Annotated in this window: 14 protein-coding genes; 8 read left to right on the top strand and 6 right to left on the bottom strand. The window is 48.1% G+C overall.

The window, feature by feature from the left end; genetic code table 11:
• Positions 1-100 precede the first annotated feature (100 nt).
• The 4 genes from HPC38_RS03180 (at position 101) to HPC38_RS03165 (ending at position 4,195) form a co-directional block, all read left to right on the top strand.
• A complete protein-coding gene (locus HPC38_RS03180; protein WP_208119829.1) occupies positions 101-1,894 on the top strand; it encodes an ABC transporter ATP-binding protein/permease in 1,794 nt (597 codons plus the stop codon).
• A gap of 84 nt (positions 1,895-1,978) precedes the next feature.
• Positions 1,979-2,308, top strand: coding sequence for a DUF413 domain-containing protein (locus HPC38_RS03175; RefSeq protein ID WP_208119828.1), 330 nt, complete (start codon positions 1,979-1,981; stop codon positions 2,306-2,308).
• Positions 2,309-2,349: 41 nt separating this feature from the next.
• Positions 2,350-3,450, top strand: coding sequence for a tRNA (uridine(54)-C5)-methyltransferase TrmA (trmA, locus tag HPC38_RS03170; RefSeq protein ID WP_208119827.1), 1,101 nt, complete (start codon positions 2,350-2,352; stop codon positions 3,448-3,450).
• Entirely contained in the window at positions 3,443-4,195 is a 753-nt protein-coding gene (locus HPC38_RS03165; protein WP_208119826.1) for a class I SAM-dependent methyltransferase, read from the top strand. The genes trmA and HPC38_RS03165 overlap by 8 nt, the downstream gene beginning before the upstream one ends.
• A gap of 29 nt (positions 4,196-4,224) precedes the next feature.
• On the opposite strand, the gene dapA is transcribed toward HPC38_RS03165, so the two are convergent.
• Positions 4,225-5,124: a 4-hydroxy-tetrahydrodipicolinate synthase gene (gene dapA, locus HPC38_RS03160; RefSeq protein WP_208119825.1), complete on the bottom strand. Its 900-nt coding sequence runs from the start codon at positions 5,122-5,124 to the stop codon at positions 4,225-4,227.
• Between the two features lie 183 nt (positions 5,125-5,307).
• On the opposite strand from dapA, the gene bcp reads away from it, so the two are divergent.
• Positions 5,308-5,778 carry a thioredoxin-dependent thiol peroxidase gene (gene bcp / locus HPC38_RS03155; RefSeq protein WP_208119824.1) on the top strand — a complete coding sequence of 157 codons (471 nt, stop codon included), beginning with the start codon at positions 5,308-5,310 and terminating at the stop codon, positions 5,776-5,778.
• A 43-nt stretch (positions 5,779-5,821) separates the two neighbouring features.
• Here the strand turns inward: bcp and HPC38_RS03150 are convergent, their stop codons facing one another.
• Both HPC38_RS03150 and HPC38_RS03145 read right to left on the bottom strand, forming a co-directional pair.
• Positions 5,822-6,052, bottom strand: a complete 231-nt coding sequence (locus HPC38_RS03150) for a hypothetical protein (RefSeq protein ID WP_208119823.1) — start codon at positions 6,050-6,052, stop codon at positions 5,822-5,824.
• Between the two features lie 114 nt (positions 6,053-6,166).
• Complete coding sequence (locus tag HPC38_RS03145) at positions 6,167-7,240, bottom strand: AI-2E family transporter (protein WP_208119822.1); 1,074 nt, start codon at positions 7,238-7,240, stop codon at positions 6,167-6,169.
• A gap of 97 nt (positions 7,241-7,337) precedes the next feature.
• On the opposite strand from HPC38_RS03145, the gene arsC reads away from it, so the two are divergent.
• A complete protein-coding gene (gene arsC, locus HPC38_RS03140; RefSeq protein ID WP_208120063.1) occupies positions 7,338-7,682 on the top strand; it encodes an arsenate reductase (glutaredoxin) in 345 nt (114 codons plus the stop codon).
• Here arsC and hda read toward each other — a convergent pair.
• From hda to upp, 3 genes are read right to left on the bottom strand one after another with little or no spacing between them, the layout of a single operon-like run.
• Positions 7,677-8,372 carry a DnaA regulatory inactivator Hda gene (gene hda / locus HPC38_RS03135; RefSeq protein ID WP_208119821.1) on the bottom strand — a complete coding sequence of 232 codons (696 nt, stop codon included), beginning with the start codon at positions 8,370-8,372 and terminating at the stop codon, positions 7,677-7,679. The genes arsC and hda overlap by 6 nt on opposite strands.
• Positions 8,373-8,385: 13 nt before the next feature.
• Positions 8,386-9,642: a uracil-xanthine permease family protein gene (locus HPC38_RS03130; protein WP_208119820.1), complete on the bottom strand. Its 1,257-nt coding sequence runs from the start codon at positions 9,640-9,642 to the stop codon at positions 8,386-8,388.
• Positions 9,642-10,268 (bottom strand): uracil phosphoribosyltransferase, encoded by a 627-nt coding sequence (gene upp, locus HPC38_RS03125; protein WP_208119819.1) that lies wholly within the window; start codon positions 10,266-10,268, stop codon positions 9,642-9,644. The genes HPC38_RS03130 and upp overlap by 1 nt, the downstream gene beginning before the upstream one ends.
• Positions 10,269-10,503: 235 nt before the next feature.
• On the opposite strand from upp, the gene purM reads away from it, so the two are divergent.
• The gene (purM, locus tag HPC38_RS03120; RefSeq protein WP_208119818.1) at positions 10,504-11,541 is read left to right on the top strand and encodes a phosphoribosylformylglycinamidine cyclo-ligase; all 1,038 of its coding nucleotides are present in this window, start codon (positions 10,504-10,506) and stop codon (positions 11,539-11,541) included.
• Positions 11,542-12,177, top strand: a complete 636-nt coding sequence (gene purN / locus HPC38_RS03115; protein ID WP_208119817.1) for a phosphoribosylglycinamide formyltransferase — start codon at positions 11,542-11,544, stop codon at positions 12,175-12,177. It begins immediately after the preceding gene.
• Positions 12,178-12,237: the final 60 nt, after the last annotated feature.

The raw sequence follows: 12,237 nt of genomic DNA, 5'->3' as shown, positions 1-12,237 counted from the left end.
CAAAAATTTGCCCTAGCCCAAATTTTTAAAAGAAAAATGGGAATTTTGTGCAAAAATAAAGTAAATGATGGCCACACTATGGCATAGATTGAGATAATGTATGAATTGGCAAACTGAATTAATTGACTCCGCTTTTTGGGTGCTAAAAGCCTTTGCTGGCAGCGTGGTGTTTTTGATTATACTTGGCACATTGTTAGTGCGCTTCACGCATTGGGGGCGGCAATTTTGGCGTATTGGCGCGCATTACCTCAATCCCAAAACCCATTTTTCCGCAATGGCGTTGTTTGGTTGCATTTTGTTGTTTACCTTGCTTGACGTACGTTTGAGTGTGGTGGTGTCGAATTGGTATAACAAAATGTATGGTTCATTGCAGGACTATAATGCGGATCTGTTTTGGTATATGATGGCCGTGTTTGCCATTTTAGCCACCATTAACGTGGTGTTAGGGCTGGTTAATTACTATCTTTCACAGCGTTTCATCATCAATTGGCGTACAGATCTCAATCATCGTTTGGTTTCACGCTGGCTGCATAACCGCACTTATTATAAAACCTATTACAGCCATGGTATTTTAGATAACCCTGATCAACGCATTCAGCAAGATGTGCAAGCCTTTGTGACGACCAGTTTGAGTTTTTCCACAGGATTAGTCAGCGCGGTCAACTCGATTATCGCGTTCACGATTTTGCTGTGGGGGCTGTCTGGCCCATTGACGCTTGGCGGCGTGGCCATTCCCCATGCGATGGTGTTTTTGACCTATCTTTATGTGTTGCTAACCTCTGTGATGGCATTCAAGCTCGGGCGTCCGTTGATTAAACTCAATTTTTTGAACGAAAAGCTCAACGCAAATTTCCGTTATTCCTTAATTCGCGTGAAAGAATACGCCGAAAGCATCGCGTTTTATCGCGGAGAGCGCAGTGAGAAACATTTGCTCACTCAGCAGTTTAATTCAGTGATCGAAAACGTATGGCATATTGTATTTCGAACCCTAAAATTTTCAGGTTTTAATCTGGTGGTGGGGCAGGCGTCGGTCGTGTTTCCGTTTTTAATTCAAGCAGGGCGTTTTTTCCAAAAGCAGATCTCTCTGGGTGATTTGATGCAAACGGGGCAGGTGTTCGGGCAGCTACATTCCAGTTTGTCTTTTTTCAGAAATTCTTACGACACATTTGCTTCTTACAAGGCGACCCTTGACCGTTTAACGGGCTTTAGTGATGCGATGCAAAGTGCGGAGAAATTAACAATGCCCGAAATTAAAACAGACAGCGATCGGCTTGTAATTAGCCATTTGAGCGTGTTCACGCCTTCGCAAAAGCCGTTGATTGAAAACTTATCGCTGGATCTTCCTCAGGGCGCTTGGTTATTGATTCAAGGGCCGTCTGGTGTAGGCAAAACCACCTTGTTGCGCTCGCTGGCGGGGCTGTGGGCGTTTGCTCAGGGAGACATGCGCACACCAGCCAATGCGCTGTTTTTATCACAAAAGCCGTATTTACCGCAAGGGCGGCTGCTCGATGCACTGCATTATCCTAACATGGCGCCAGATCAGGCGGATTATGCCCTTGAAACCGCACTTTTAACGCGCGTACAGCTGGGGCATTTGACCACGCAATTGCTGGAAGACAACGAATGGACACAAGTGCTCTCGCTCGGTGAGCAGCAACGGTTAGCATTTGCGCGCGTGTTGTTACATCGCCCTCAGATTATCTATCTTGATGAAGCCAGTGCCAGCATGGATGAAGGGTTGGAAGATGCGATGTATCGTTTATTGAAAAGCACATTGCCAAATAGCACGGTGGTCAGCGTGGGGCACCGTTCAACATTGCATGTGATGCACGAGCGGCATTTATTTATCAATAAAGATGGCAGCTGGCAACTACACGACCGCACTTTGGGCTAAAATCACGAAAATCAGAAAAAAAGGTTGACTTATTTTTCAACCTTGCTTTAATGCAAGCGAAAAATGTATCTATGAGGACAAATTATGGCAGAGAGTTTTAGCGTAACCCGCCGCTTTTTTGATGACAAAAACTATCCACGCGGCTTTTCGCGTCATGGTGACTATACTATCCGCGAATCAGAAACTTTAGAAAAATACGGACAAGCATTTATTGAGTTACAATTAGGCAATCGCAAACCAAAAACAAAAGAAGAAAAACAATTTGTCGCGGTGTGCAAAAAAGAGCGTGAGCCAGAAACCTTTTTTGAAAAAACTTGGGTGAAATACACTTCCCGCATCAACAGCGTCAAACGCGTCTACACCCTCTCAGGGCTGGCCGCCGCTGACAGCGCGGGTGATGACTTCACCGAATAATAAAAGGCGCTGCGTGCGCCTTTTGCATTTTGAGATTATTTATGTCTGAGTCTTTGCCAACACTGGATTATCCTGCGCTTTTGCTTGCTAAACAGCAACGCCTGCAAGCACTACTTGCACCGTTTAAGCCGAGCCACATTGAGGTGTTTGCCTCCCCCGAGCAGCATTTTCGTATGCGTGCGGAGTTTCGCCTGTGGCATGAAGGTGATGATCTTTATCACATTATGTTTGATAAGGTGCGCGGTGAGCGCTATCGCGTGGATGGTTTTCCCATCGCCAGCGAACTGATCAATAGGATGATGACCGCACTTTTGCCAGAATTAAAAGTCAGTGCCGTGCTGCGTCATAAGCTCTTTCAAATCGACTATCTCAGCACTCTCAGTGGGCAGATTGCGGTGAGCTTGCTGTATCACAAAGCGCTGGATGCACAGTGGGAAAGTGAGGCGCGTGCACTCAAAGTGCGGTTGCAATCTCAAGGCTTTGATGTGCAACTAATCGGCCGCGCGCGCAAGCAGAAAATTTGCCTTGATCATGATTGGGTTGATGAAACGCTCAACGTGAATGGGCGAGATTTTCACTATCGCCAAGTTGAAAACAGCTTTACTCAGCCGAACGCTCGCATGAACATTGAAATGCTGCAATGGGCGCAATTGTGCACTCAAGGTGCACAAGGCGATTTGTTAGAGCTTTATTGCGGCAATGGTAACTTTTCTATCGCGCTGGCGGGCAATTTTGCGCGCGTGCTGGCAACTGAAATTGCGAAATCCTCCGTGCAGGCCGCACAGCACAATTTGCAGGCCAACGGCATTGATAATGTGCGCATTATCCGCATGTCGACTGAAGAAGTGACGCAAGCCTTGCGTGGCGAACGTACCTTCAACCGCTTGCAAGGCGTGAATTTGACGGACTATCAATGCAATACGGTATTGGTGGACCCACCTCGCGCAGGGTTAGATAAGGAGACTTTGTCCATGCTATCGACGTATCCGCAGATTCTTTATATTTCCTGCAACCCCCATACTTTGGTGGATAACCTAGCCACCTTAAGCCAAACTCACCGTATTGCGCGCGCAGCACTGTTTGATCAATTTCCTTACACCGACCACATCGAAACGGGTGTGTGGCTGGTGAAGTATGATTAAACTATTGTGTGAAAGTGCGGTTAAGCAAGCCGAATTTGACCGCACTTGTGCTTTTTTAGGACTGGAACATCACCCCCAAAGCCCGCTTGCACTTGTTCAAACCGAAACCCACCTTGAACTACGCAAACTTGATGAGCCCAAATTAGGCGCTGTGTGGGTAGATTTTACTCAAGGGGTTATGGCACATCGTCGCCAATTCGGTGGCGGGCGAGGGGAAGCTGTGGCTAAAGCCGTGGGCGTGAAGCAAAGCTATCTGCCCAGTGTGCTTGATGCCACAGCAGGGCTGGGGCGTGATAGTTTTGTTTTGGCCGCTATTGGCTGCAAAGTGCGGTTAGTTGAGCGCAACCCTGTGGTTTATGCCTTGTTGCAAGACGGCTTACAACGCGCCTACCTAGATGAAACCATTGGTCAGTGGATGCGTGAGCGGATGCAGCTCTTGCCGCTAGGCTCGCTGCCAGCACTCACCGTTGAGCCCGCTGATGTGGTCTATCTCGACCCTATGTTTCCTCATCGGCAAAAAAGTGCCTTAGTGAAAAAAGAGATGCGCGTATTTCAATCATTGGTCGGCGAAGACCTTGATGCCGACGTGCTGCTGATAAAAAGTGCGGTATTGGCGACAAAACGCGTGGTGGTCAAACGCCCCAGTGGCGCGCCCTATCTCGCCAACATTGTGCCGCAAGGTGAGCTGAAAACCAAAAATCACCGCTTTGATCTTTATCACCCGCAGACACTACTTGCGCAATAAAAAAGCACCCTAAGGTGCTTTTTCGTTTTCTAGCGAATCAAGCCTGCGTGCTGCAAGGCCTCAATCACGGCAGGTTGCGCTTGTTCACTTAATACTGTCAGTGGCAAACGAATATGCAAATTGCTGATAAGCCCCAAACGGTGACATGCCCATTTCACTGGAATTGGGTTGGATTCCACGAACAAGTTTTTGTGCAATGGCAGAAGCAGTTGATTGATTTCTTCAGCTTGTTCAAACTCGCCAGCGAGGGCGTGCGCACACATTTTTGCCATGTCAGCAGGTGCCACATTGCTGGTAACCGAGATCACGCCTTCAGCACCGTCACGCATGGCATCAAGTGCGGTGGCGTCATCACCACTGAAGATCAAGAAATCATCACCCGCCAGTTGTTTAATTAACTTCACGCGTTCCACTTCACCGGTGGCTTCTTTAATGCCGATGATATTTTTTACTTTGGCTAAACGCGCAACGGTTTCGGGTTTGATGTCGCTGCCCGTGCGGCTAGGCACATTGTAGAGAATTTGTGGAATATCGGTACTCTCCGCAATGGCTTTATAGTGTTGATACATGCCTTCTTGAGTAGGTTTATTGTAATATGGCACTACCGACAAGCACGCCGCCACGCCACTGCCGTGCAGCAATTTGGTCATGGTGATCGCTTCGCTGGTCGCATTCGCGCCAGTGCCTGCAATAATAGGAATACGTCCTTTGGCAAATTCAACCGTTTTTAAAATCGCTTTCACATTCTCTTCAATGCTCAGCGTAGCAGATTCCCCTGTGGTGCCTACTGAAACAATGGCGCTGGTGCCTGCATCAATGTGAAAATTGACGAGTGCTTCTAATTCTTCATAATTCACATCGCCGGCTTCAGTCATTGGAGTGACGAGCGCGACAATACTGCCAGAAAATAACGGTTGTTGTGCCGACATAAATATTCTCCTGTATAATGATTCTTCATTGCGACATATACAATGATTATATAATTAGCTTGCCAAATTTAACACAGTTTGCAAGTGCTTTTTGTCAATCTCGCGGTTTTTTTGCAAAAAAATACGCGTACATTTAAAATTATGCAATCTCAATGGTAGAAAATGAATTTTTAGGAGTTTATTATGGTTGCACCGCTTTCACAAGGCACAAAGGCCCCCGAGTTTTGCTTGCTGGATCAGCAAGGAAACGCTGTTCGCTTAGCGCAATTTAAAGGCCAAAAAGTGCTGGTTTATTTTTACCCTAAAGCACTCACGCCAGGTTGCACCACTCAGGCCTGTGATTTGCGTGATAGTCGCTCAGCACTGGAAAAGTGCGGTGTGACGGTGTTGGGAATCAGCCCTGATAGCCCAGAGAAGCTCGCACGGTTTAGCGAGAAAAAAGCGCTGAATTTCACTTTACTCTCCGATGTGGATCATCAAGTAGCTGAGGCTTATGGTGTGTGGGGGGAGAAAAAATTTATGGGCAAAACCTTTGACGGCATCCATCGCATCAGTTTTTTGATCGATGAACACGGCGTCATTGCTCACGTCTTCGATAAATTCAAAACCAAGGACCACGCAAGCGTGGTGTTGGAATACCTACAAAATCATTAACCGCACTTTATATAAAAAAGGGCTTTGAAGCCCTTTTTACTCATTACTTGCGCATCAGATAGGGATGCTTCGAGGCTGAGAAATATTGCCGACCATCTTTGCCAAAGTCATAGACGTCACTAACTTGACGTAGGGTGAATGGCGGTTCTATGCCAATATAAACACACTGCCGCGTGTAGCGTCTAAATTTACGGTTTGCTCGGCGTTTGTCTTGTTTTTCGCTTTCAATACAGGTAATACCACAAATGGGGGTTTTTCTGTAACTTCGGCTCATGTGATTCTCCTAAACTAAGTTGATTACTTAGCGTTCTTTGAGAATCACTCCATATTTCATATTCATGTCAATTTTCCGTATTTCCAATTTTAAATAAAAGCAACAACCGCACATTTAGATGAGGGGGTCATCAGATTCTTCGTTAGATGGCCATGCGTTGAGCACCGCTTTAATGAGTGTTGCCAGCGGGATGGCAAAGAAGATGCCCCAAAGTCCCCATAGCCCGCCGAATATTAGCACGGCGAGGATGATAATGAGAGGGTGAAGGTTCACCGCTTCACTAAATAGTAGCGGCACGAGCAGGTTACCGTCGAGAATTTGAATTAAAATATGCCCAGCCACGAGATAGCCAAAAGTGGAGGTAAGCCCAAATTGGGCAGCGGCAATTAAGGTAATTGGGATGGTGATCAGCACGGCGCCAACATAGGGAATGAGTACCGAAAGCCCCACGCCTACGGACAGTAAAAGTGGGTAGCGTAAGCCAAAGCTGAGTAACAACACATAGGTTACGCAGCCAACAACGAGTATTTCGACTAACTTTCCACGAATGTATTTTGAAATTTGCCCTTGCATTTCACGCCACACTTGTGAGGCCAAAGTGCGGTTGCGCGGTAAAAAGCGCATGCTGCCTTTGATCAGTTGATCTTTGTCTTTGATTAAGAAAAACACCATTAACGGCACTAAGAACGCATAAATGCCAATGGTAACTAAGCTCACCAATGACGAAATGGAGTATTTCAGTGCTGACTCGCCCATGGTAACTATTTTGGTGCGCACGGTGGAGATAATGGAGTCCAGCATTTGATAATCAACCAAGGCGGGGTAATTTTCAGGTAGTGTGAGCACCCAAGCATGCAGTTGATTTATCATGTCGGGCAAATCTTGCATCATCGACACAGTTTGGTTCCACAGGCGTGGCAGAATCACAATAAAAATAAAAATGGTCAGCGCAATGAACAATAATAAGGTGATGCTAATGGCGACAATACGCGGCAAGCGCAGGCGCTGAGCGATAAAATCAATAGGGGTTTCTAATAGGTAAGCGAACACTAACGCAATGAGTAAGGGGGCGATGATGTCGCTGAAAAAATAAATCGCTAAAAAGCCAAACAGTAAAATGGCAAAAAGCCCCATGGCCTGAGGGTCGCTAAAGCGTCGTTTGTACCATTTTTGAAACATTTCCAGCATGGGCTTTCCTTTCGTAAAAACGCACAGAGTATAACAACATATTGACTTGATGACAGATTAAATCTATTTTGAGAGAAAAAGCAATAGGAGAGAGATGATGAGTGTCAAAATTTTACACAATCCGCGTTGTTCTAAAAGCCGCGCCACGTTGGCATTGTTGCAAGAACACGGCGTGCAGCCTGAAGTGGAGCTTTATCAATCGCAGCATTATAGCCCAGAGGCTATCCGCGCGATTGCTGAAAAATTAGGCGTGGAGGATTTGCGTGAGATGATGCGCACCAAAGACGAACTATACCGCACTTTGGAGCTAGCGCAAGCCAGCCAAGAACAATTATTGCAAGCGATTGTGGCAAACCCGCAACTACTTGAGCGCCCGATTGTGATTAAGGGTGACAAAGCGTGCATTGGGCGCCCACCTGAAAATGTATTGGCGATTTTATAACGCGAGCTTGTCTTTCAAAAATGGGATCGTCAAATGCCCTTTTTGTGCCTCCAACGTGGCGTGTTCGAGTTTGTCGAGCGTGCGAAATAAACTTTTAAGATCGCGATCATGGCGTTTAAGCAAAAATTGCGCCGCGTCGTCGTTGAGGATCAATCCGCGTGCAAAGGCGCGCTGTTGTAACAGCTGCATTTTTTGGCTGTCTTGCAATGGTTTAAGTTGATACACCTCTCCCCAAATCAGGCGAGAGCGCAAGTCAGGCAAATGGAGCGCCAGCTCGCTGATGGGGGCATTGGCGCTGATAATCAGCTCGCCTTGCGACCGTTCATTGATGCGGTTGTAAAGATCAAACACGGCGCGCTCCCAATGCGCGTTGCCAGCGATGGCGTGTAAATCGTCAAGGCAGACAAGATCTTGCATTTCGAGATTGTCGAGCATATCGGGAGAAAATTGTGCTAAGGATTTCAGCGGCAAAAAGCTCGCTGCGCCGCCGCTTTGGGTGATTTCATCGCAGCAGGCTTTCAGCAGGTGGCTTTTGCCCGTGCTGGCTTGCCCGAAAATAAAGTAAAAGTGCGGTTGCACTTGGGCGAGGTGAGTGTGCAGGCTGGCGAGAAGCAAAGGGTTGTTCTCGCCATTGAAATAGTCAAATGTGTTTTCGTCCACCGTTTGAATCGGCAGCGGGATTTGACGCATATTCGCTTAACACTCACACCGCACTTTGCGGTTTTTCTTTAGGTAAAATCAAGTGCATCAACACCGCGATGATAGCGCACAGGCTAATGCCCTTGAGAGACACCTCGCCCACATTGACCATCATGCCACCGATGCCGAAAGTCAGCACAACGGAGATAATACACAAATTGCGTGGCTCCGACACATTCACTTGTGCTTTAATCAGCGTGCTCATGCCCACCACCGCAATGGAACCGAACACCAACATCATAATGCCGCCCATCACCACGGTTGGAATAGTGGCCAACAGTGCGCCGACTTTACCACAAAACGAAATCGCAATCGCCCAGCATGCCGCCCACGTCATAATTTTAGGGTTAAAGTTACGCGTGAGCATCACCGCGCCGGTGACTTCAGCATAGGTGGTGTTTGGCGGTCCGCCTAAAAACGCGGCGGTGGAGGTCGCGATGCCGTCGCCGAGCAAAGTGCGGTGCAGCCCAGGGGTGCGTAAGAAATCTTTGCCTGTTACTGAGCTGATCGCCATAATCCCGCCAACATGCTCAATGGCTGGCGCGATGGCAATTGGGAGCAAGTAGAAAATGGCTTCGAGTTTAAATGATGGCGTGGTGAATGTCGGCAGGCTAAACCATGGCGCATTGAGCACGGGTTGGAAATCAATTAAACCATAGAAAAGTGCGGTGCAATAGCCCACCACAATGCCAAACATAATCGGGATTAGGCGCATTAAACCTTTGGCAAAAACCGCAATCACAAGGGTTGTGATTAACGTGACCATTGAGATCACAATCGCTTGCTCATAAGGGAAGAGCTGTGCCCCATCGCCACCACGCCCCATCGCCATATTCACGGCCAATGGTGCCAGCCCCATGCCGATGATGATGATAATAGGGCCAACCACCACAGGTGGGAAGATGCGTTGTAAAATATCGGCACCTTTGATTTTGACCAAAAAGCTTAAGGCAACGTACACCAGCCCAGCGCACATCAAGCCACCCATCGTAACCGACAAGCCCCACGTAGCGATGCCATATTGCATAGGCGCGATAAAAGCGAATGACGAGGCGAGGAAAATCGGCACTTGGCGACGGGTACATAGTTGAAACAACAAGGTGCCAACCCCTGCGGTTAAAAGTGCGGTATTGCTGTCAAGGCCGACAATCAACGGCACCAATACTAACGCTCCAAAGGCGACAAATAACATTTGCAAGCCGACAAAGGCCTGTTTGATTGGGTGTTGCGCGGGTTCTGGTAAGGCGGCTTGTGTGTTCATTATTTGGTCCCGAAGATTTTATCACCCGCATCACCAAGGCCAGGGATAATGTAGCCATTTTCGTTTAAGTGATCGTCAATCGACGCGGTGTAAAGTTCAACATCAGGATGTTCTTTTTCAAGCGCTTTAATGCCTTCAGGTGCGGCCACTAGCACCAACACTTTGATGTGCTTGCAGCCTTTTTCTTTGAGCAGATTAATGGTTGCGACCATCGAGCCGCCTGTGGCGAGCATCGGGTCGACCACAATCGCCATGCGCTCTTCTAGATCACCTGCGAGTTTTTGAAAATAGGGGACGGGTTCGAGCGTTTCTTCGTTACGATACATCCCCACCACACTAATGCGCGCGCTTGGAATATGCTCCAGCACGCCGTCCATCATGCCAAGGCCTGCACGCAAAATCGGTACCACAGTCACCTTTTTCCCTTTAATTCGTTCCACTTCCACAGGGCCATTCCAGCCGTCAATAATGATAGTTTCGGTTTCTAAATCGGCGGTGGCTTCGTAAGTCAGCAAACTGCCCACTTCGGTGGCCAAATCGCGGAAATCTTTGGTGTTGATATCGCCCGCGCGCATCAAGCCGAGTTTATGTTTAATCAAAGGATGATTGACTTGCACTAGTTTCATATTGCACTCCTTAAAAGTTATCCGAACAATTTTAAAACATTGACACGCCAATTAATAGCTTTTTTGTGTGGATTTTGAGTTCTTTGCAAGCGGTATGTACGCTTGACATTTTGCGCGAGAATTTGCACAAATTTGTGTGATTTTTATCGCTTAAATTTTGACTAACTGATACAATTTAGCCGATACGCTTGCTCGCATAAGAGCCTTATGGTTAGGTTAGAAACAGGAAATTGTCGTGGAAAAAGAAACATTAAGTTACAAAGACGCTGGCGTTGACATCAACGCAGGTAATGACTTGGTTGAGCGCATTAAAGCCGATGTGAAACGCACCCGTCGCCCAGAAGTGATGGGTGGTTTGGGGGGCTTTGGCGCGCTGTGTGCTATCCCTGCGGAATACAAAGAACCGATTTTAGTCTCTGGCACGGATGGCGTGGGCACCAAGTTGCGTTTGGCCATTGACTGCCACAAGCATGACACCATTGGGGTGGATTTAGTGGCCATGTGTGTTAATGATCTTGTGGTGCAAGGCGCACAACCGCTCTTTTTCCTAGATTACTACGCCACAGGCAAACTGGATGTGGATGTTGCAGCTGATGTGGTTAAAGGCATTGCTGATGGCTGCGTGCAGTCAGGCTGTGCGTTGGTGGGCGGAGAAACCGCTGAAATGCCAGGTATGTATCATCAAGGCGATTACGATTTGGCGGGCTTTTGTGTGGGCGTGGTGGAGAAAAGTGAAATTATTGAGCCATCACGAGTGCGCGTGGGCGATAAACTCATTGCGCTGGCTTCCAGCGGGCCGCATTCTAATGGTTACTCACTCATTCGTAAAGTGCTTGAGCGCAGTGGTGCTAACCCAACCCAAGATAAACTGGGCGATAAAACGCTCGCTGAGCATTTGCTGGCGCCAACTAAAATTTATGTAAAATCCATTTTGCAGTTGATTAAACGTGTGGACGTTCACGCCATTGCGCACCTCACGGGTGGCGGTTTTTGGGAGAACATTCCGCGCGTGTTACCTGCCCATGTGCAAGCGGTGATTGATGAAACAAGTTGGCAGTGGGGCGAGGTGTTTGACTGGCTGCAACGCGAGGGCAATATCGAACGCCACGAAATGTATCGCACGTTTAACTGCGGCGTCGGTATGGTGGTGGCACTGCCTGAAAAAGACGTGGAAACCGCACTTGCGCTGTTACAACAAGCTGGCGAGCGTGCTTGGCTGATTGGCGAAATCAATCAACGCGCCGAACAAGATCCGCAGGTGGTGATTGCCTAAATGCGTTTAGCCGTTCTTCTGTCAGGCAATGGGCAAACCTTGCAAGCCATCATCGAGGCACAAAAGTGCGGTCATCTGCACGCCGAGATTGCCTGCGTGATCAGTGATCGCAGTGATGCTTATGGGCTGGTGCGCGCACAACAAGCGAACATCGCTACCGCCGTGATAGCGCGTGCGCAATTTGACAACAAGGTTGACTTCGAGCAAGCCTTAATTGACACGCTCACTAGCGCAGGCGTTGAGCTGGTGGTGCTGGCAGGCTTTATGCGCGTGCTCTCACCGCACTTTATCAGCCATTTTGCAGGGCGGATTTTGAACATTCACCCATCGCTGCTGCCAAAATTCAAAGGGCTGAACACCCACCAACGTGCGATTGATGCGGGCGAACAAGAACACGGCACTAGTGTGCATTTTGTGGACGAATCTCTCGACGGTGGCGCGGTGATTTTGCAGGCGAAAGTGCCGATTTTTCCAGAAGACAGCCTCGCCGATGTTGAGCAGCGGGTCAAGCAGCAAGAGCAGCATATTTATCCGTTGGTGATTAGTTGGTTTGCGCAAGGGCGGCTGGTGTTTAGCCCACCTTATGCGGTGCTAGACGGCAATGTACTTGGAGCGAGTGGCTATGCCAGCGATTAGCACAAGATGACAGCGCAAGCAGAATGTTTTAGAATGACTACTGGTGATTTATAACGCAAT

The sequence above is a fragment of the Spirabiliibacterium pneumoniae genome, assembly GCF_014884995.1.
Taxonomy (GTDB): Bacteria; Pseudomonadota; Gammaproteobacteria; order Enterobacterales; family Pasteurellaceae; genus Spirabiliibacterium; species Spirabiliibacterium pneumoniae.
Note: the sequence above shows the minus strand (reverse complement) of the source record. Positions and strands in the feature narration are given on the sequence as shown.

Coding starts and splice junctions, on each gene's coding strand:
- HPC38_RS03130 (WP_208119820.1), bottom strand. CDS start 9,642: ATGAACACACAAGCCGCCTTACCAGAACCCGCGCAACACCCAATCAAA.
- bcp (WP_208119824.1), top strand. CDS start 5,308: ATGGTTGCACCGCTTTCACAAGGCACAAAGGCCCCCGAGTTTTGCTTG.
- HPC38_RS03175 (WP_208119828.1), top strand. CDS start 1,979: ATGGCAGAGAGTTTTAGCGTAACCCGCCGCTTTTTTGATGACAAAAAC.
- HPC38_RS03165 (WP_208119826.1), top strand. CDS start 3,443: ATGATTAAACTATTGTGTGAAAGTGCGGTTAAGCAAGCCGAATTTGAC.
- trmA (WP_208119827.1), top strand. CDS start 2,350: ATGTCTGAGTCTTTGCCAACACTGGATTATCCTGCGCTTTTGCTTGCT.
- purN (WP_208119817.1), top strand. CDS start 11,542: ATGCGTTTAGCCGTTCTTCTGTCAGGCAATGGGCAAACCTTGCAAGCC.
- HPC38_RS03150 (WP_208119823.1), bottom strand. CDS start 6,052: ATGAGCCGAAGTTACAGAAAAACCCCCATTTGTGGTATTACCTGTATT.
- hda (WP_208119821.1), bottom strand. CDS start 8,372: ATGCGTCAAATCCCGCTGCCGATTCAAACGGTGGACGAAAACACATTT.
- HPC38_RS03145 (WP_208119822.1), bottom strand. CDS start 7,240: ATGCTGGAAATGTTTCAAAAATGGTACAAACGACGCTTTAGCGACCCT.
- upp (WP_208119819.1), bottom strand. CDS start 10,268: ATGAAACTAGTGCAAGTCAATCATCCTTTGATTAAACATAAACTCGGC.
- dapA (WP_208119825.1), bottom strand. CDS start 5,124: ATGTCGGCACAACAACCGTTATTTTCTGGCAGTATTGTCGCGCTCGTC.
- arsC (WP_208120063.1), top strand. CDS start 7,338: ATGAGTGTCAAAATTTTACACAATCCGCGTTGTTCTAAAAGCCGCGCC.
- HPC38_RS03180 (WP_208119829.1), top strand. CDS start 101: ATGAATTGGCAAACTGAATTAATTGACTCCGCTTTTTGGGTGCTAAAA.